The organism is Desulfosporosinus acidiphilus SJ4 (genome assembly GCF_000255115.2).
GTDB lineage: Bacteria > Bacillota > Desulfitobacteriia > Desulfitobacteriales > Desulfitobacteriaceae > Desulfosporosinus > Desulfosporosinus acidiphilus.
Map to the genome: position 1 here is coordinate 213,019 of NC_018068.1, position 20,416 is coordinate 233,434.

General features: G+C 44.4%; 17 protein-coding genes. 16 read left to right on the plus strand and 1 reads right to left on the minus strand.

Going from position 1 to position 20,416, the window contains the following annotated elements:
• The first annotated feature begins 179 nt into the window (after window positions 1-179).
• From DESACI_RS01075 to DESACI_RS01145, 15 genes are all read left to right on the plus strand, one after another.
• On the plus strand, window positions 180-1,478 hold the full coding sequence (locus tag DESACI_RS01075; protein ID WP_014825307.1) for a metallophosphoesterase family protein: 1,299 nt from the start codon (window positions 180-182) through the stop codon (window positions 1,476-1,478).
• Window positions 1,475-5,089: an SbcC/MukB-like Walker B domain-containing protein gene (locus tag DESACI_RS01080; RefSeq protein WP_014825308.1), complete on the plus strand. Its 3,615-nt coding sequence runs from the start codon at window positions 1,475-1,477 to the stop codon at window positions 5,087-5,089. The genes DESACI_RS01075 and DESACI_RS01080 overlap by 4 nt, the downstream gene beginning before the upstream one ends.
• 300 nt (window positions 5,090-5,389) lie before the next feature.
• Window positions 5,390-6,166: an IclR family transcriptional regulator gene (locus DESACI_RS01085; protein WP_014825309.1), complete on the plus strand. Its 777-nt coding sequence runs from the start codon at window positions 5,390-5,392 to the stop codon at window positions 6,164-6,166.
• Window positions 6,167-6,389: 223 nt separating this feature from the next.
• Window positions 6,390-7,640 (plus strand): (Fe-S)-binding protein, encoded by a 1,251-nt coding sequence (locus tag DESACI_RS01090; protein ID WP_041275926.1) that lies wholly within the window; start codon window positions 6,390-6,392, stop codon window positions 7,638-7,640.
• A gap of 138 nt (window positions 7,641-7,778) precedes the next feature.
• Window positions 7,779-9,083: an FAD-binding oxidoreductase gene (locus tag DESACI_RS01095; protein ID WP_014825311.1), complete on the plus strand. Its 1,305-nt coding sequence runs from the start codon at window positions 7,779-7,781 to the stop codon at window positions 9,081-9,083.
• A gap of 18 nt (window positions 9,084-9,101) precedes the next feature.
• Window positions 9,102-10,478, plus strand: coding sequence for an FAD-binding oxidoreductase (locus DESACI_RS01100; protein ID WP_014825312.1), 1,377 nt, complete (start codon window positions 9,102-9,104; stop codon window positions 10,476-10,478).
• Between the two features lie 153 nt (window positions 10,479-10,631).
• Window positions 10,632-10,979: a cupin domain-containing protein gene (locus tag DESACI_RS01105; protein WP_014825313.1), complete on the plus strand. Its 348-nt coding sequence runs from the start codon at window positions 10,632-10,634 to the stop codon at window positions 10,977-10,979.
• 313 nt (window positions 10,980-11,292) lie between these two features.
• Complete coding sequence (locus DESACI_RS01110) at window positions 11,293-12,570, plus strand: ATP-grasp domain-containing protein (protein WP_014825314.1); 1,278 nt, start codon at window positions 11,293-11,295, stop codon at window positions 12,568-12,570.
• Between the two features lie 10 nt (window positions 12,571-12,580).
• Window positions 12,581-12,868 carry a hypothetical protein gene (locus DESACI_RS01115; RefSeq protein WP_014825315.1) on the plus strand — a complete coding sequence of 96 codons (288 nt, stop codon included), beginning with the start codon at window positions 12,581-12,583 and terminating at the stop codon, window positions 12,866-12,868.
• Window positions 12,869-12,940: 72 nt separating this feature from the next.
• Complete coding sequence (locus DESACI_RS01120; protein WP_014825316.1) at window positions 12,941-13,837, plus strand: succinate--CoA ligase subunit alpha; 897 nt, start codon at window positions 12,941-12,943, stop codon at window positions 13,835-13,837.
• 74 nt (window positions 13,838-13,911) lie between these two features.
• Window positions 13,912-14,805 carry an HpcH/HpaI aldolase/citrate lyase family protein gene (locus tag DESACI_RS01125; protein ID WP_014825317.1) on the plus strand — a complete coding sequence of 298 codons (894 nt, stop codon included), beginning with the start codon at window positions 13,912-13,914 and terminating at the stop codon, window positions 14,803-14,805.
• Between the two features lie 78 nt (window positions 14,806-14,883).
• Window positions 14,884-16,113, plus strand: coding sequence for an NAD(P)-dependent malic enzyme (locus DESACI_RS01130; protein ID WP_014825318.1), 1,230 nt, complete (start codon window positions 14,884-14,886; stop codon window positions 16,111-16,113).
• Window positions 16,114-16,320: 207 nt separating this feature from the next.
• A complete protein-coding gene (locus DESACI_RS01135; RefSeq protein ID WP_014825319.1) occupies window positions 16,321-16,824 on the plus strand; it encodes a DinB family protein in 504 nt (167 codons plus the stop codon).
• A 275-nt stretch (window positions 16,825-17,099) separates the two neighbouring features.
• Window positions 17,100-17,417 (plus strand): nitrous oxide-stimulated promoter family protein, encoded by a 318-nt coding sequence (locus tag DESACI_RS01140; protein WP_014825320.1) that lies wholly within the window; start codon window positions 17,100-17,102, stop codon window positions 17,415-17,417.
• 84 nt (window positions 17,418-17,501) lie between these two features.
• Window positions 17,502-18,239, plus strand: a complete 738-nt coding sequence (locus DESACI_RS01145) for a hypothetical protein (protein WP_014825321.1) — start codon at window positions 17,502-17,504, stop codon at window positions 18,237-18,239.
• 89 nt (window positions 18,240-18,328) lie between these two features.
• On the opposite strand, the gene DESACI_RS01150 is transcribed toward DESACI_RS01145, so the two are convergent.
• The gene (locus DESACI_RS01150) at window positions 18,329-19,546 is read right to left on the minus strand and encodes an MFS transporter (protein ID WP_014825322.1); all 1,218 of its coding nucleotides are present in this window, start codon (window positions 19,544-19,546) and stop codon (window positions 18,329-18,331) included.
• 180 nt (window positions 19,547-19,726) lie between these two features.
• On the opposite strand from DESACI_RS01150, the gene DESACI_RS01155 reads away from it, so the two are divergent.
• Window positions 19,727-20,155, plus strand: coding sequence for a universal stress protein (locus tag DESACI_RS01155; RefSeq protein WP_014825323.1), 429 nt, complete (start codon window positions 19,727-19,729; stop codon window positions 20,153-20,155).
• Window positions 20,156-20,416: the final 261 nt, after the last annotated feature.

A 20,416-nucleotide genomic window follows, 5' to 3' on the forward strand; every position in this document is an offset into this window, starting at 1 on the left:
CAGCCTTTTGTCCGAGACATGCTTTATAATGGTAGTTAAAGTACTTAATTAAGTGACGTTCACTAAAATAAACTGAAACCATTGACCAGAAGTGAACCCTTTCCTACTTCTGCCTTGCCGGAAGGGATGGTTAAATTAGGGTCGGCCAAATCAAATCATTAAGGGGCGGATTTTTATCCATGAGGATTTTACATACTTCAGATTGGCATCTCGGGCGTATGCTTGAAGGACGCAGCAGAATTGAAGAACAAATTAAGTTTATTGATGAACTTTGTTTGCTTGTTGAAGATGAGGGCATAGACCTGGTCCTGATTGCCGGGGATATTTTTGATACGGTGAACCCGCCGGCAATTGCCGAGGAGCTCTTTTATGATGCTTTAAATCGTCTGACGGCTGGGGGAACACGAGGGGTAGTTGCGGTAGCCGGAAACCATGATAACCCGGAAAGGTTATGTGCAGCCAGTCCTCTGGCAGTACGGCAGGGTATTACGCTCTATGGCCTCCCCAAAGACGTTTTAACCCCTAGCTTTCCGGGGTATTCTCCTGAAGGCCGAGTAGTGCGCAAGGCTGCAGGCCAAGGCTGGGTTGAGTTACAGATACCCAAGTGCCCGGACCCTGTCATATTAACTCTCCTTCCTTATCCTTCGGAATCACGTCTCAATGAAGTTTTGAATTCCAGCTTAGATGAGGAAAGCTTAAGGCAAGACTATTCCAAGCGAGTTCAAGAACTATTTGCTTTATTCGGTCAGGCTTTTCGTCCGGAGGCTGTGAACTTGGCTATGAGTCATCTCTTTGTGCGTGGAGGAATGCAGTCTGAGTCCGAGCGTCCCATTCAACTTGGCAGTGCACCTACCGTTGAAGTTGAGGCAATGCCTGCCGGGGCACAATATGTGGCTTTAGGACATTTGCACCGGGCTCAGGTTGTCAAAGGGACATTGGTGCCCACCAGGTATTCCGGTTCGCCTTTAGCTTACAGTTTTTCAGAAACCGGGTATGCCAAATCTGTAGTCTTAATTGAAGCGTTTCCCGGAAAGCCTGTTGAGACTCATGAAATATTTCTTAGTTCCGGGTATCCTTTGGTAAAATGGCAGGCCAAAGAAGGTTTAGCTCAGGTACAACGCTGGATCGATGAAGGGAGAGACAGTCAAGCCTGGATCGACTTGGAAGTTCATGTAACGAATGTGATTAATCCTCAGGATATTCACAGCTTGCGTCGTCAGCGTGAACGGCTCATAAATATTCGGCCGGTCTTCCCGGAAACAGAACAAATAACTTCAGAGGCCCGTTCTAAGTTGCCTCTTGACGAACTTTTCCGCAAGTTCTATCAGGATAAAACCGGTGGAGCAGAGCCGGATCAAGAATTAGTCTCTATGTTTTTATCGTTAATTGATCAGGACAAAGCCGACAGTAAAAGGAATGTCTCCGCAAACTTGGATTGCATCGGTGAATCAGCTGGGAAGGAGGCAGAGACGGCATGAGACCTATTAAATTAAAGATTGCCGGTTTAAATAGCTTTCGTGAGGTTCAGGAGATTGATTTTACGAAGTTATGTGAGACAGGAGTGTTCGGTATTTTTGGCTCAACGGGGAGCGGAAAATCAACAATCCTGGACGCCATGACCCTTGCCCTCTACGGCACTGTGGAGCGAGCGGCGAATAACACTCAAGGGATACTCAATCATGGTGAAGAAAAACTGACCGTAGAATATACATTTGCTTTAGCAGCAGGCGGCCGGAGAATCACTTATCGCGCAGAGCGTGCTTATCGTCGCTCGGGAGATCGTACCGTTAAATCTTCCGCTTGCAGATTAGTTAAAATCGAAGGGGATCAGGAATCAGTCCTGGCATCTAAGGCAGATGAGATGACCCAAAAAGTCGAAGAAATGCTGGGTTTAACCGTAGAAGATTTTACTCGGGCGGTTGTTCTGCCCCAGGGCAAATTTGCCGAATTTCTAACGATAAAACCCAAAGACCGACGTTTAATGCTGGAACGCTTGTTTTCACTAGAGGCCTATGGACGGAACTTGACAGCTCGCCTTTCCGAAGACCTTGAGGACACTCGTTTCCACCTTAATGGTGTGGAGCAGCGGCTGCAAGGGTTGGGAGATGCCTCAGCGAAACAAGTTAATCTAGCTGAGAAGGAGCTTTTGGATGCTGCGATGGCTTCGGAGAAGACTCTCGGCAACTTGAACTATCTAAAGCAAGAGTTCGAAAAGGCTAAGGAACTATGGGGTCTGCAAGAACAGCTGCATAAGGTTCAAGAAAAGGAAACTCAACGGTCTGCATCGCAACCAGAAATGGACAAACTTGCGGAACGCCTCAGCTTAGCAGAACGTGCGGAAATTCTGCGCCCAATTTTAGAAGATCTAAACCTGGCCGAAATAAAACTACAAGAAGCCCAAGAACAAAAAGAAACGATAGGAAGCAGACTTGAGAAAGCAAGAGAAAAAAAGGACCGCGCTGAGGGACAGTGGCTGGAAATCAACAGGCAGCGACTGGAGAAAGAACCAAACTTTCTTCGTCAATTAGAGCAATTAGAACAAGCAAAACGCCTGGAAACAGATATTCAAAGCCGCAGTTTAAAATTAACAGAGACAAGGCAACACTATAGTGAACTTGATCGGACACGTAAAAGACTGGAACAAGCTCTTCAGGAAGCTCTAGAAAAGAAAAAGGTCTTAGAAAACCGTTGGCAAGAGGGAAAGATCCGTTTAAATCAAATAACCGTTGATCCAGCTCAGCGTGAGAAAGTTAGTTCTTCTATCCAAGCGTTAGAAGCTTATGAGATAGTCTCTAAACAAGTGAATGACTTACAAAGAGACTATAAGAAAAATGAGGCGGAAGCAAAGTCTGTCCAAGACAGGGAAGCAACTCTGAAACTGAATGTCAAAACACTTCAGGAAGCTGTGGAAAAGCTTAAAGAAACTCTGGCCAAACGGCAGCAAGATCCTTCGTTGAGGGAAGAGATTCTCAGCAGGCAGGCTCAGGAGTTAGAACGCTACCGCCATAGGATTGCTGACATCGAAAGAGCAGAACGGGAGGAACTTGAGGTACGGGAGCGTTTAAAGGTTATCTCTCTGGAGTGCCAACAAGCCCGGGAAGTTTTGGGCCGTTACGAACAGGAACATGCATTCGTATGTCAGGAAATTCAAAAGGTTAGAGAGTCTCTTGAGCGAAAGAAAAGTCTGGTGGCAGATCTGGATCAGAAAAATACTGCCCGGATGCTTGCCGAGTCATTGGTAGAAGGAGAGTCTTGTCCCGTCTGCGGTTCCGTTCATCACCCTGCCCCAGCCTCCAAGTTCGAGGATGGGATTAGGGAAGAAGCTAATAAGGATCTTGAGCAAACCGGCAGCCATCTGCAAACTCTTGAAAAGCAGGAAGCAGAGAGCGCAACAAGGCGGGCGGTTGCACAAACTCAGTTAGCTGCTAAACAGGAACTTGAACAGACCCAGTCACAGCTCTTGACAGACAAACAAGCAAAGGTTGTTGAATATCGCGAAGAACTATTATTAGATGATAAGGACTTGGTGATGGAAGAATTAACCCGATCTTTGGGAATGCGGGAGGAGAATTTACAGATCCAGCGCCGGCAATTTGACGAATGGAATCGAGAACAAGAGCAGTTGAAGCTTCAGTTAGAGAAGGCCCAGCATGAACTTAACATGGCAGAAGAAGCGTGGCATAAGCTTGGGGCACAAGTCGCTGCAATCACAGGTATGGGTTCGGAGATCCAAAATAGGCTTAGCTATTTTTTGCAAGAACAGTCGGAACGGCAAAAGAGATTAGACAACTTGCGGGGGGATATCTCTCCGTCGGAGATTCGAGTCTTACAAAACCAATATTCTCTTTGGGATCAAGCCGCCGGAAGCTTAAACCAAGAGTTAGCTAATCTTGAAAAAGAGCAGAGAAAAACAGATGAAGATCAGCAGAAATTTCTCCACGAGAAGAATGCTTGTGAGCTTGAGCTTGAGAAATTAAAAACCTTGGGCAGTGAAGCAGCTCGTACCTTGACAGAGCTTAAAATGCAGTGTGACAATTTAACAGAAGGCAAACCTGCTCAGGAACGAATAGAGATGGTAAAGCAGGAGTTAGACCAAATTGTCACAGCAGAGGAACGGCTTAAGAAGGATTACGAACTGTTGAAAGAAGCTTTAACTCAGGCGGAGCAAAGCTTAGCAGTAAGTAGAAAGACGTTGGAACTTGCCCGCGAGGGGGTGGATTCAATCCGGCTTAAGTTAGTGCAGGGCCTTAATACATCACGTTTTTCAACAGTAGAAGACGCAAGAAAAGCCCTTTGCGATCCCGGAGATCGTATAAGCATGGAGCAGAGACTCTCTGCGTTTCAGCAGGAGGGCAAACTCCTTGAACAAAAGCGAGGGGATATTGAACGACTGCTTCAGGGGCGAGGTCTCCCGCCGGAAGAATGGCTGGCTTGGTCGGTGAGGTTAAACGATGCAGAAAAGGTCCATACGGAAGCCATTGAGAAGCGGGGTGCCAGCCTGCAGAGACTGAATAAGCTTAAAGAGGAACATGAAGAATGGGTACGTTTGGAAGATGAACGACAAACTTTAGGCCATCGAATGGGCTTACTTAAAACGTTGCAAACGGTGTTTAAAGGCAATGGGTTTGTGGAGTTTCTAGCCCAGGAACAGCTGGCAAATGTCTGCTGCGATGCTTCAGAACGCTTGAAACAACTGACAAATCAGCGTTATGCTTTGGAGATAGATACGGAGGGCGGTTTTATCATGCGGGATGATGCCAATGGGGGAGTACGCCGTCCGGTAAACAGCCTTTCAGGTGGAGAAACGTTTCTCACAGCCCTTGCGCTGGCGTTAGCTTTATCTACCCAAATCCAGCTGCGCGGGGAATCCCCCCTGGAATTCTTCTTTTTGGATGAAGGATTTGGAACTCTTGATACTCATTTGCTGGAGACCGTGATGAATACGCTGGAAAAACTGCGCTTTCAAAATATAGCGATTGGAATAATAAGTCATGTTCCCGAGCTGAGAAATCGTCTAGCCAGACGCCTTATTGTCACACCTGCAGAAGCAGGCGGAGTTGGCAGTAGAGTTAAGATGGAAATGGAGTAAACAATAGTTATCAAGTTTCCTCAAAGAGTCCGATTATTTAAATAATGGAGCCGATTATCCCAATATTTAATGCTTGACTATATAATTTAAAGAAGTCATACTATTCAAAGTAAGGAGATATTTGAAACAGGATTTCTTAATCTTCAAAACGGGGTTTTACAAGTTAATAGTATTTAAGTAGTGGTATTGAGAAAATTGATTAAATCTATAGTTGGTTCTTTGAAAACATAGGGTTTCGGGACCATAGCTGCACTACTTTAAAGAGTGCTGATAAATAGATATACAGAAAGGGGATCTACCGTGACAGAAAAATATGTGCAAACTCTTGAACGTTCGTTGGATGTTTTGGAGGTTCTTGCTCATGCAGAAGAACCCTTAGGTGTGACGGAAATAGGAAATCGTATTCAATTGCATAAAAGCACCGTTCATCGAATTTTGCAGACCCTGTGTTATCGAGGTTACGTCGAGAGAACAAAAGGGAACGAACATTATCAATTAGGAATTAAAATAGTGGAACTGGGGATTCGCTTCTTCAATGATCTTGAAATTCGCAAAGTTGCGGGACCTGTTCTTAATGATTTAGCAAAATTATTGAATGAGGTTGTGCATCTAGTGCTGCCTGATGACGGTGAGATTGTATATATTGATAAGGCTGAAAGTTCCCATGTCGTGAGTATGCATTCTAAAGTGGGGCGAAGAGCTCCTATGCATTGTACTGCTGTGGGAAAGGCTATTCTTTCAACCCTGCCTGAGGAGGAAGTTCGGCATATTTTAGAGGTCAAAGGTATGACTCGTTATACGCCGAATACCATCGTTGACCCGGAGGTTTTGTTTAAGGAGCTTAAAGGTATCAGAGAAAGCAAAATTTCTGTGGAGAAAGAAGAAAATGAAATCGGAATCATTTGTTTGGGAACACCTGTTTTTGATTATTCGGGTCGTGCCATTGGCGCTATCAGCGTCTCCGGTCCTGCCAGCAGGATTCAGGAAAAGGGTATCGAGCGGATTGGCCAGGAAATGAAAAAAGCCGGGGAAGAAGTTTCTGCAAAATTAGGATTTAACTATTTCCAAAAACTATAATGACTTTTCAGACTTGAGTTTGGAGACGAACTTTTCAGAAATTGGTCCTTGACGATTTTACACCTCAGGTAGATAATAGAGTCATAAAATTTTGAAACGTGGTTTCACTTGTAAAAACATGTTTCAACAATTGAAATATCCTTGTAACCTGGCAACGGGTGTTGTAAAGGTCAATCTATCCGGCCTGTGGTCTGATAATCTGGCAGAGAAGGGGGAAATATCAGTGGGGGTTTTGACAGAAGTATACGAGATGTTAAACACATGTAACAAGTGTGGTGGATGCCATACAGCTTGTAAGACCTACAAATTGACTGGGGCAGAGGAAATGTCTACACGTGGAAGAATTCAGCTCATTAAAGCTGTCGCCGATGGAAAGTTAGAACCTAATGAAGAGTACGAAGATGCAATTATGAGCTGTCTGTTGTGTGGAGAATGTGCAGTTACCTGCCCAAATGGTGTACATGGCAATGAACTTGTCATGGCTGCGCGGCGAGATCTAAAACTCAGAAAAGGAATTAAGCCATTTGCTAAATCGTTTGCTTTAAACACCTTAGCGAGTTCGAAGAGGTTGGGTATGGGATTCAGGCTTTTCGGAGGAATGGGCAAAAGTGTCTTGAATAAAATTGATGGAATGGACTATTTTCGTGGTATTGATATTCGGAACTTCCCTACAGCCAAAAAACCATTTTTGGAACAGGTCCCGGAGAAGATTACGGTGCAGCATCCGAAGCATAAAGTCGGGTTTTATGTTGGCTGTTTTCTCAATTACTCCTTAGATCAAACTGCTCATTCTGTTGTTAAAGTCTTAACCAAGAATGACTGTGACGTTATTATTCCGAAAGATCAAGTGTGCTGCGGTCTTCCGCAATATTGCTATGGCGACTTCGAAACTGCAAAACGTAACGCCCGCAAAACGATAGATACCTTTTTAGATAAATATAAAGATGTGGAAGTTGTTCTCTCCGCTTGTGCGTCCTGTGCCTCGATGCTTAAACATGATTATTTAAAACTCTTTGCTGATGAGCCTTCATACCTTCCAAAAGTTGAACGATTTTGTGAAAAAGTGGTTGAATTCTCGGAATACATGGCAAAGATTGGCGTTGATCAGAGCAAACTTCATAATTCAAGCCCGCTGACAGTTACCTATCATGATCCTTGTCACATGGTTCGGGGTCTAAAGGTAACGAAGCAGCCCCGGCAATTATTGCAAATGGTTCCTAGGGTTGAATATAAGGAGATGTTTGAAGCCAACCGCTGCTGCGGGGCAGCCGGTTTAGTGCAGGCCTTTTATCATGAGGTATCAACCGATATCACGGATCAGAAGACACAAAACATCAAGGATACCAATGCCGATTTAGTGGCTACAAGCTGTCCGGCTTGTATGTTGAGACTCCAGGGCGGCATCAACAAAGCAGGTCAAAAACAAAAGGTTGTGCATGTTGCTGATTTAATGGCTAACGCCTATGAAGATTAGGAACATTTGTTAAAACTTTAATTTTGTATCTGGAATTATCATTACAACTTATTATGGTCTGGCGGAAAAATCGAAAATTTCCCTTTGCGGAACATGCTGACCGCAAGTTCTAGTAAACGAATGGAAGGGCGGGTAGTCATGAGTAACGTCAATATCAGTAAGTTAAAGGGGATTGTCGGTGATGAGCATGTCATCGATTCTCCTTCTGAAATGGCTAAATATCTAAAAGGTCAAGGTAAACCTGCAGTTGTAGTCTTACCCGGAAACACTTCAGAAGTTTCGAACATTGTTAAATTGGCAAATGACCAGAATGTAAAATTAACAGTGGGCGGGGCAGTTGTCGATACCCAGGGGCTTTCCGGCGGCATCGCCATGGTTATGTCCCGGATGAACCGGATTTTAGAGATGGATATGCAAAATCTTGTTGCCGTCGTGGAACCAGGACTTCTTCATAAGGATTTTCTTCTTAAAGTCGCTGAAACGGGATTAAACTTCCCTCCCGAACCCTATGAACTGGAAACCAGCTCCATTGGCGGCTGCTTTGCCATTGGAGATTCAGATTCTAAGTCCTTTGAATACGGTCCCACTCGGACATTTCTTTTAGGATTTGAAATGGTTCTCCCAACAGGGGAAATTATGGACATAGGGAATAAATGTATTAAGAATGTTTCCGGTTTGGATTTTATTCACTTTGCAGTGGGAAGCCAAGGAACATTTGGGATCTTTACCAAACTTCTGGTGAAACTTTTACCTGCACCGGAAGCTAGGAGAGCAGTGATTGGAACTTTTGCGTCCATGCATAAGGCGAATGAAACCTTTAATACTTTGATTAAGCGGAATGTTCTGCCGACTCGAATGAATCTCATCAATGGATCCCTTGCGAATATTGCCAAACCCGGAACAGAAGGGCAGCTCGTGATTATCGATTTACAGGGATTTAAAGAATCGGGTAAAAACATTGCTCATGAAATTGCGGCTGTTCTTACCTTGGGCGGAGGTACTGATGTCAAGATCATTGAAGATGCGGCCGAATATGATCAAGTGATCAACGGTTGGCTTAAAGTGCGCGCCGATCTTAATTCCAAACCGGAGCAAACCGTGGAGTTTACGGTTGGCCCGATGAAAATGCCTCAAGCCCTGGCTCAGCTCGAAGCACTGACGGGAGACCTGGGAGCTTATCCCGGCGTCATTGTCGAAGGACTTCTCGGATATGTTTGTTTGGCTCTGCCTGAGGGAACCGATAAACTTGCTCTAGCCAGAAGTTTGAATAAACTGGCGATGTCCCTGGGCGGGAACGTCAAGGGCCTCTTGGGTCATAAGCTTAAAGCTGAAGTTTATAATGATGCGGAAATGTGGAAGCAAACTACAAGTTTGCTCCGAGAACTGCGTCAACAATTTGACCCCAAAGGGATTCTCAGCCCTGGGGTAAGTCTAGAAGCTTAGGAAGAAGGAGGTCTGAATATGTTAAGCCAAACGGTTGTTAAGCGATTGAAGGAAATTGTCGGAGAGAAAAACGTCGTTACAGACAAAGTTGGCCTGTTGACCTATGGATATGACGGTACGTTATTATCTGGTGAAGCGTTAGGTGTTGTTTCACCAAAGACAACGGAACAAGTCGTTGAAATTGTTAAACTGATGAACGAGCACAATATTAAACTTGTTCCCCGGGGTGCCGGTACGAATGAGAGTGGCGGAACCATTCCTTCTCAAGATTCAGTGGTAATCAGCTTTTCTAAAATGACTAAAATTCATGAGATAGATACAGAAAACTTTGTCGCAGTCGTTGAGCCTGGAGTCATCAATTTTGACCTTCAAGTTGAGCTGGAAAAGAAAAAGTTCTATTTTCCTCCCGACCCGTCTTCCTATAAGGCCTCAACCATAGGAGGTAATGTCGGTGAATGTTCCGGCGGGCCGAAATGCTTTAAATATGGGGTTACTCGCGATTATATCCTGGGCCTGGAGGTTGTTCTCCCAAATGGACAAGTCATTCAAACGGGGGGGCGCAATTTCCAAAGTGAACCGGGTTATGATTTGACTCGAATTATTGTAGGCGCGGAAGGAACTCTCGGCTTAGTTACCAAAGTTTTTGTCCGCATTATACCGATGCCCAGAGCAAAGAAAACTATGTTGGCTATCTACGATAAAGTAGAAGATGCATCCCGAACGGTTGCGGATATCGTTGCCGCCGGCATTATTCCGACAACTCTGGAATTGATGGATAATTTGCTGATTAATACCACTGAAGATTTTACCCATGCCGGTCTTCCACGTGATGCCGGAGCTGTTCTCATTATTGAGGTTGACGGGTATCCGGAAGATATGGATGCACAAGTCAAAACCATTGGTGAAATAGCCAGCAAAATTGCCAAAGAATTTAAAGTTGCTCAATCGGCCATTGAAGTGGATCAGGTCTGGACTTCAAGGCGCAGTGCTTTCGGATCAGTGGCTCGCGTTCGTCCCTCTTATGGTGTTAACGATATTACGGTTCCGAGGAGCAATTTCCCCAAAGCCATCGAAGGAGTTCTTAAAGTAGCCAAGGATTTCGGTGTAACCATCGGAGTCGTGGCCCATGCCGGTGACGGGAATCTTCACCCGTTGATTCTTTTCGATCAAAGGAATAAAGAGGAAGTTGAAACCGTCCACGCCGCGGAGCAAGCCCTCTGTATGATGGCTCTTGATCTGGATGGAACAATAAGCGGTGAGCACGGAATCGGGCTCGTCAAGAAGAAATATCTTGATTCGGAGTTTAGTCCTATTGCTATGGAGGCTTTCAGAAAGGTTAAGAGAAGCTTCGACCCAAGCAATCGCTTTAACCCGGGAAAAGTCATCGAACTATAACTGTCTAGTAATCCCAGCTTATTCTTGGATGAATTCAAGATCGGGGACAAAAGGCATAATTTACAATTCTATGGTTATCTTAATTATAAGAATAGCAGGCAGTAGGTAATAATCTAACGCCTGCTTTCTTAATAAGGTTTGAGGAGGCTTCACGTGGAGACAAGAGTATTTTCACTCGAAAAGTTGGCCCGGTTTGATGCGAACGTTCCCCAGAAAGTGTTGGTTTACCAGTCGGATAAAACCCTGGGTGCTATGTGGTGTCTGGAACCCGGTCAGGAAGTGTTCCTCCATCAGCATCCCAACGCGGACGATGTCTGGATTTGTCTTGAAGGAGAGTCCGGCCTTTATTTTGCCGGTGATGGGCAAGAGGTTAACATAAAAAAAGGTATGGCAATTCTCGCCAAAGCAGGAGAAACTCACGGAATGCGCAATACAGGTACAAATCGCTTTGTATTTATTGGTATCGCTGGGCCGGTACCCGTGGAAACCGTTAAGTTATAAACAAAACAGTGTTTCAATTCATAAGTTTATTTTATTATAAGTTGATTTAAGAGCGTCAATTAAATGGTTGACTAATCTTTAAATTCGTAAGATAATAGGATAGAAGAAAAAATGAAACTCGGTTTTGAATAGTAAAACAAAGAGTGAGTAATTGTGGATAATCACGTTGTTTATTCGCAGCATTTACAGAGCAGCTCTAAACACCAGCGAACACTGCGCAGAAGGGAGGGGATTCCTTTCATTGTAATTGAGTAGCTATTCCAGGTTCGAACCCAAGTAGTTACAGAAAATTTCAGTATGGAAGTGATAACGAATGGCAAAATTTCTTGAATACCAAGGAAAAGAATGGCTCAGAAAAGCCGGACTTCCGGTACCCTTAGGAAGAGTAGCTTCTAATCCTGAAGAAGCACGCCAGATTGCTGAGGAAATCGGCAAACCTGTAGCAGTAAAGGGTCAACTCCAAGCGGGTGGACGCGGTAAAGCCGGAATCGTTAAATTAGTGAATACACCAGAGGAGGCAGCGGCCGCCGCCGCAGAAATTCTGGCTAAAACGGTTAAAGGCATGCCAATTCATCAGGTTCTCATAGAAGAAAAATTAAATATTAAAAAAGAGTTCTATTGTTCGTTCGTTATAAATGGGGCAAGAGAAGCCCGTTCGCCCATGTTGATGTTCAGCACCGAAGGGGGCATGGACATCGAAAGTGTTCCCGAAGAGTTGTTATATAAAGTAAATGTAGACCCAATTAATGGGTTACAGCCCTATGACGCTGTTGATCTTTGCGCTCGAGCCGGGATCCCGGCTCAGGACCTTAGTAAGTTTTCCAGTTTCCTGACGAAACTTTCTCAAACCTATAAAAAGTATGACTGTCAGACCTTGGAGATCAACCCCTTCATTATGACTGGCGAGGGAAATCTGGTTTGTGCTGACTGCAAAATGGAGATCGACAACAGTTCAGTAGGACGTCATCCTGAGTTTGGTATTGCCATTGCTCGTGATTTGCCGGGTGCACCGACTGAATTAGATCTCATCGGCTGGAGCATCGAGGAAACAGATGCTCGGGGCACAGGATTTCTGATGAATATGGGTTATGATGAAGTAAGTCCCGGTTACATCGGCTATCACCCCATTGGCGGAGGTTCCGCTATGATGGGACTGGATGCATTAAACCAAGTTGGTCTTAAGCCGGCAAACTATGCAGATACGAGCGGTAATCCGGTGGGTTCGAAAATCTACCGGGTTGCAAAATGTGTGCTGTCCCAGCCAAACATTGACGGTTACTTGCTTGGCGGATTTATGATGGCCAACCAAGAACAGTGGCATCACGCCCACGCGATTGTTAAGGCACTGAGAGAAATACTGCCCACTAAAAAGCCTGGCTTGCCTTGTGTCTTATTGCTCTGCGGCAATAGGGAAGATGAATCGCTCGAAATTCTCAGAACAGGTCTCGCAGATCTGATGACCCCGGATGGTCCGGGTAAGAGAATCGAGATTTATGGCAAAGAGCATGTCACAGATACGAAGTTTATCGGCGAAAGACTCTTGGCCCTCAGTAAAGAATATCGAGCTGAGAAAGAAGCTCAAGGAAAGTAGGGGAAAGCTAATGCTGGAATTCGCAGAGAAAAGTATTACAGTCAAAATTGATACCAGCAAGTGTGATACATGCGAAACAAAAGCATGTGCTGACGCGTGCAAAAAGTATGCCAGGGGGTTGCTTGGCATCAATGATCAGGGAAAGGCATCCGTTGAACATCGCTCTGAAGAAGAGTGTTTGCGTTTGGGTACGGAGTGTTTGTCCTGTGAGTTTGCTTGCAGGACTCGGGGCAATAACGCCATTACTATTGAAATTCCTGTTAAAGGTTTGGATGAGTACCTTAAGAAACGTCAATAACTGCAAATTTAATTGATTGAATAGGTATGGTTAAGGTTTAAACCTAGCAAATTGTTAAATGAGGGATTTATAATGGGAATTTTAATCAATAAGCAGACCAGAGTCATTGTTCAAGGGATTACCGGCCGTGAAGGCTCTGTCCGCACGAAGTATATGAAGGAATATGGAACCAATGTCATTGGCGGAACAAGTCCAGGAAAAGCCGGCGAACTAGTTCATGAAATACCTGTCTTCAATACAGTAAAAGAGATTGTTCGCGAACAAGGCGAGATTGACTTCAGTGTTATTTTTGTACCGGGGCGTGCTCTGAAGACCGCAGTCTATGAAGCGGCTGATGCAGGGGTTAAAAATATAATTCCCTGTGTCGAAGGAACCCCAATTCATGATATTATGGAAATGATAGCCTATGCTGAGTCCAAAGGATCCAGAGTCTTGGGTCCTGGTTCCATTGGAATTATTACTCCCGGTGAGGCCGTTGTTGGCTGGCTGGGAGGGAATAAGGAATGGGCTAATAAATTCTTTAAAAAGGGGAACATTGGTGTGTTCTCCAGAAGCGGAGGACAGTCCGGGACGATCCCTTGGCTGCTGCGCGAAGGAGGATTTGGAGTTAGTACCGTCATTCATACAGGTACTGAACCCGTACTTGGAACCTCTATGGCCGATTTGCTTCCTATGTTTGAAGCGGACCCGGAAACAGCCGGTGTAGCTGTATATGCGGAAATCGGCGGATCCCAAGAAGAAGAGTGCGCCGAGGTTATCGCAGCCGGTAAATTCACAAAGCCTTTTGTTGTCTATGTGGCAGGTGCTTGGGCTCCGGCAGGTCAGAGATTCTCTCACGCTTCGAACATTGTGGAGCGCGGCCGTGGTTCAGCTAAGAGCAAAATGGAAGCTATCACGAAGGCAGGGGGATTTGTCGCTGAAACTCCCACAGACATTCCAATTATCTTGAAAGAAAAAGTCAAGGCTTAATTACTTAATCAATCTTTCCCGGAACTTTCCGAGAATCAAATAATAAATCATATTAATAGGGGGTAGAAAACACAATGGCTATTATGAGATCAATTCTGTATATTCCTGGTAACAACCCGAAAATGGTTGCCAAGGCTCCTGAGTTTGATGCTGATATCATTACTCTCGATCTTGAAGATTCCGTTCCACCGGCAGAAAAAGAAGCTGCCCGCAAATTAGTGTCTGAAAACCTCAAATACGCAGGCTCCAACGGAGCACAAGTATTTGTTCGTATTAACAACTGGGAAACAGAATTAACCAACGATGACCTTGAAGCTGTTGTACATGAGGGACTTGCCGGGGTAACCTTAGCTAAAACGGGCTGTGCTGCAGACGTACAGCGTCTCGACTGGAAGCTGGAAGAACTTGAGCGCCGCCGTGGATTAGAAGTAGGCAGCGTAAAAATTTCCATGCTTTTGGAAACTGCTAAAGGGATTATCCATGCCGCAGAATGCTGCTTAGCAAGTAAACGTAACGTCAATGCTATCTTCGGCGCAGTCGATTATTGCCGTGATATGCGTGTAAAATTAACCAACGAATCTGTTGAGCAACAATATGCCAGAGCTCATATGGCAGTTGCCTGCCGTGCTGCTGGAATTGTAGCAATTGATGCGCCGTTTGTCGATTTCAAAAACATCGAAGCGTTTGAGAAAAATGTTGCTGAAGGCCGTCAAATGGGTTATGAAGGCCGTATGATTATTCATCCGGGACAAATTGAGCCTTCCAACCGCATGTATTCTCCAGATCCGGCTGACGTGGAATGGGCGCGCGGCGTTGTAAAAGTCTTCGAAGAAGAAGGAATTGCTAAAGGTAAAGCCTCCGTATCCTACAATAACAAAATGGTTGATACCCCGGTTTACCTCAATGCTAAAGATATCTTAGCTGCCCAGGCAGAAATCGACGCTAAAAACGCATCAAAAAAAGCCTAAGGTAAGTGAGGCCTGGTCACTTATTTGAGTGGCCAGGCTTTTTCTCACTAATTTATTTTTAGAAAGGATCGTGTTATTATGGGCCTTCGTGAAGATGCTCTTGCTCTGCATAAAGACAATAAAGGCAAAATTGCCGTTGTAAGTAAAGTCCCCGTTCGCAATGGAGATGACTTAAGTCTTGCATATTCCCCGGGAGTTGCCGAACCATGTCTGGAGATCGCCAAAGATCCGGCAGTGGTTAACGTTTATACAAACCGCGAAAATTTAACAGCGGTTGTATCAACCGGCTCCGCAGTTTTAGGACTAGGAAACATTGGGGCTCGTGCTGCCATGCCCGTTATGGAAGGAAAGGGAATTCTCTTTAAGACCTTTGGTAATGTAGATGCTTTCCCTATTTGCTTAGATACTCAAGACAGTGACAAAGTCGTCCAAACCGTAAAGCTTCTTGAGCCGACCTTCGGTTCCATTAACTTGGAAGACATTAAAGCACCTGAGTGCTTCTACATTGAAGAAAAGCTTAAGGAAATTTACGACGGACCGATTTTCCACGATGATCAACACGGTACCGCAGTTGTTACCATGGCAGGTTTGGTTAATGCTCTGAAAGTTGTTAAAAAAGAGCTGAAAGATGTAAAGATTGTCGTTAACGGTGCCGGAGCTGCCGGTATGGCCATCGTTAAACTCTTAATGAGCATGGGACTTCAAAAAGTTATCATGCTCGATACCAAGGGTACAATCTATGAAGGTCGTCCCGAAGGTATGAATAAATACAAAGATGAAATCGCCGCTAAAACAAACCGTGAATTACTCAAGGGTAATTTAGCGGATGCCTTAAAAGGTGCCGATGTTTTTGTCGGCGTATCAGGGGCTAATCTTGTTACTAAAGAAATGGTTAAATCCATGGCACCCAATCCCATCGTTTTTGCCCAAGCAAATCCTGTTCCTGAAATATGGCCTGCCGAAGCTAAAGAAGCTGGGGCTGCCGTCGTGGGAACCGGCCGTTCGGATTACCCGAACCAAGTCAATAACGTCTTAGCCTTCCCTGGAATTTTCCGTGGTGCTATCGATGCCGGCGCCAAAGTGATCAATGAAGAAATGAAAGTTGCTGCAGCTTATGCTATTGCTAACATAGTCAGTGCTGAAGAACTTAACGCTGATTACGTAATACCAAAAGCCTTTGATCTGCGTGTAGGACCTGCAGTTGCTGCTGCAGTTGCCAAAGCAGCTATGGATACCGGGGTTGCAACCCATAAAGTTGATCCCGAGCAAGTCGCTGCCAACCTGCGCAAATATTACGAGAGCAAATAATATAGGTTTTAAGTTCTTCAATGAATCGTTCAGCTAAGTCTGAACATAGTACAAAAAGACCAAGCGGGGTGCTGCATTTATGCAGCATCCCGTTTTGAAGTTTTAGGGTATATGAAATTCCCATAGGGTTATCCATGAACGTTCATTGACCATACTTTGGACAACTGATAATATTAGAATAAATACAAATAACGAGGAGGAACATGTATGTTTACGTCCATTGCTGTATTTTTAGAGACTTGGAAGAAAGAATCCGAATCAACTCTGCGGATTTTGAAGGCCTTAACGGATAATTCACTGGAACAAAGAGTTACCAAAGAGGATCGTACTCTTGGACGATTAGCATGGCATATTGCTACAACGATTCCTGAGATGATGTCTAAAACCGGTTTAGCGTTTGAGGATTTTAAGGAGGATGCTCCGGTTCCGAATTCAGTCAATGATATCGTTAATTATTATGTGAATGTCAATAAGCAGATGAAAATGGGAATTATAGACCAATGGAATGATCAAACCCTCTTGGAAGTGCGGAATATGTATGGAGAGAACTGGACAATTACTATGGTCTTAGACTCTTTGGTTAATCACCAGATTCATCATCGCGGGCAAATGACCGTTTTAATGAGACAAGCAGGTTTGAAGGTACCGGGAATATATGGACCTGCCCGGGAGGATTGGAGTCAGTTTGGCATGGAGCCGCCATTAATATAAGGGTTCTTAATAGAGATTTCTTTAGCCGGCAGAAATAGAAAGGTAATTTGACCTTAGGGGAATAGCTTCATCCGAAAATCCTCAACTTAATAAAGGAACCATGACAATTTAAAGCTTGAAGTGAACTCGTTCAGCTAAAGCTGAACATCGGGGCTTCAGGTGGGGACTCTACCCCACTGAAGTTTACGAAGGACCCACCCCCACTTATAGAAGTGAGGGTCTTAAAAACAGGATAAAATGACTTAGGAAAGTAGCTCAAAAGGGGGTTGAGGATAATGTCAAAGCCTTTAGAATTTCAGAGAGATACAGTAAAAACGATGCTTAGATTATATTGTAAAGGTAATCATCATCCTGAAGAGGAGCTATGCCCGGAGTGTCGGGAACTTGAGAGATATGCCATGGCCCGTCTGGATCACTGTAAATTTGGAGATCAAAAACCAACCTGTGAAAAATGCCCGGTACACTGCTATAAACCGGATATGCGCAACAGAATGATTGAGGTCATGCGTTATGCAGGTCCCAGAATGGTATTTGTGCACCCGATTATGGCCTTCAGACATTTGCTTGCCGGAGCAAAATCACGGAGGAAGTAAGCTCCTCGAATATAATCTCAGCCGTCAGCTAAAAGCTGCTTAGGATTCGTGAAACAAAGGACTTAAGGTCTTGGAGGAGCTGTTATGAGGCAGAAAAAATGGGAGATTTCCCTAGGAATTGGTTTATGCGCTTTATCTTTTATTCTCTATTTTATTAAAGACCTCTACTTTAATGATGCACGAGCAATTTTCGGTGAAATCCTATCCCAAATTGCCTTTCTTCCTTTGTATATTCTTCTCTCGACCATTATCATGGACAGTTTATTAAGTCAAAGGGAGAAAGTGCAGAGACTAAAAAAGTTAAACATGGTTATTGGGGCATTTTTTAGCGAGACGGGCGTCGAACTGCTTCAAAGGCTCTCCGGGTTTGATCAGACATGGGAGGAGACGGCAGCCTTAATTTTACATCAGGATTGGTCGCAAAAAGTCAAAGCAATGGAGCGGTGGCTGGGAACAGGGGGCATTCTGGTAAATAGTCACGCCGGAGATCTGGAAGAGGTGAGTACGTTTCTGCTAAGAAAACGGGAATTCCTGCTGAGAATGCTGGAGAATCCCAATCTCCTGGAACATGAATCTTTCACAGAACTTCTTTGGGCAGTGTTCCATTTGTCGGAGGAATTAAGCAGCCGCCATAATCTCAGTCAACTCAGTGAGGCCGACTTCCATCACTTTTCTGGTGATATTAAAAGAGCCTATTGTTTGCTGATCTCAGAATGGCTGAATTACATGATTCATTTGAAGGAAGACTACCCGTTTTTATTTTCCTTCTATGCTAGGACAAATCCTTTTGATCCGACAGCCCAGGCCGCAATTCCATCATAAATAATCTTCCCAGTGGATAAAGAGATATTGAGTGTAAGAGTTTCTATCAGCTGTCAAAAATATAAACTGTTTTCTATGTGAGACTAGATTTAGGGAACAGAGGGTAATTCATCTATTTGGGAAGCAAGTAAAGGGCGCACAAGCCTTCCATAGAGAAAAAACATGACCATCGAGGCAGCCATGAAAAAGAGGGCCAGCATCCAAACGTGGGAACCTCCCCCGGAATCAAAGATCACTCCGCCCAAAAAGGGGCCAATCATACGCCCGCCGGCAGAGGAACCACCTACGATACCTTGATAAGCGCCGGTCTTTCCCGAGGGGGCGAGCTGAGCAGAGGCTGCAGGAACTCCCGGTAAAATCAGCATTTCTCCCAGAGTGATTATGAGTATAGCAATAACATAGGATGCATAGGGGAGCCTGGCCCATATAATGATGAAACCAATGGATATCAGCAAAGCTGAGAGATAAAACTGCCGTTGAAACGACTGAGCGAAAGTTCTGATGATCCAGTTAATAAGAGGCTGCAGGGTAACGATAAAAACACCGTTTAGTGTCCAAAGAATGCTGTAGGAAAAGAGAGAAAAACCTATCTGGGTCATGACTACCGGCAGAATTGACACGAGTTGGATATAAGCGCCCCATACAAAGAAAATGCCGCCTCCTAAGGCAAGGAGTACTTTAAAGCCGGGGTCTTTGCTCAAGCTTAAGGAAGAACGTTTAGCGGATGCCGAAGAAGGGGACGTCTTAGGCTCTGAAATACCGAAGGACACTAAGAGAAAATAGATTAAAAATGCTAAGGCATTTAAGGAAAAGGTCAGTCGAAATGAGACTTGAGCGATGAGTCCTCCAATTGCAGTTCCGATGGCAACTCCCGCATTGTTGGAAACATAGAGCAAATTAAACCCTCGTCGGCCGCCTTCCGGCCAAACAGCATGAAGGAGAGCATTTAGGGGAACAAAAATAAATGCTTGGGCCAGGCCAAAGAGGATAAAGCCAGGCATATAAACTCTCCAGACAGGGAAGCATCCGATTGATCCTACGGATGAAACAGCACCGATAAGGCCAATCAGCATCATTTTTTTATATCCAAACCGGTCGGCAAGAAAACCGCTTAGGAATTGTCCTAAGAGAGAGGCAGCAGATTGAAGGGCCAGAAGACTGCCCGCCTCGGTTAAAGTTCGACCGAGAACATTATGCATAAAGAGACTGTTTAACGGCCACATCAAAGAATTTCCAATGGACTGGATAAATCCTCCAATGATTAAAATCACGACAGCACGCGGGATATCTGAACCTTTAAAAATCAAAAAAGAAACCACCTTTTAATAGTATGCTATTTCTAACTACTTCGACATACGAACCAAAAACCCTTTACTACGTCGTTTGGTATAATTTTTTACCAGCTTGAACTATAGATCGTATTGCGAGTTGTGAGAATAGGATATAATAAAGGAAGGAAGACCATATTTTGTAAGGGAGTGATAGGATTGTTTAAAAGAATTCTCGTCCCTACCGATGCCTCTGAATTTTCACGGCGTGCTCTGAAAGCTGCTATTGACTTAGCTCAAACCGTAAAGGCTGAGATTGAACTCTTACATGTTAGTTATACCCCCCAGGCCTTTTGGGGATATACGATTTCATATGGGATTACTGTAACTCAGGATCAATTGGACCAAAGTGGAGAACTGGCCTTAGAAGCAACTCTCACGGGTATTGACAGTTCAACCGTAGTTATCAAGAAGAAAATTGAATCAGGTCACCCTGTGACTGTAATCTTAGATGAGATTAAAAATGAAGGAATTGATCTTGTTATTATGGGCAGTCATGGCTATGGACCAATCACTGGGTCAGTCTTAGGCAGCGTCAGCCAGAGAGTGCTGCAAAGGGCTAATTGTCCGGTATTGATTATTAAGTAAGGATAGGTTAGGTTAATATTTCGAGTACGCTAGATGAATGATGTCATATTGTGAGAGCAGATAGCGACAAAGAGAAATTCCAGGTAAGGTTTTGAAAGGTTAAAGCGACATTTTGGTCTGAAAACCCTGCATTCATTGCAGGGATTTTTGCTCTAAGCGCGAATAGCAGAGGTAAGGAATTAATGATTCGGGTCTTGCGCAATAAATTAACGATATGGAGGTGCCGGCGAGGTCCTTTAATGAGGTAAGGATTTGTCGCTT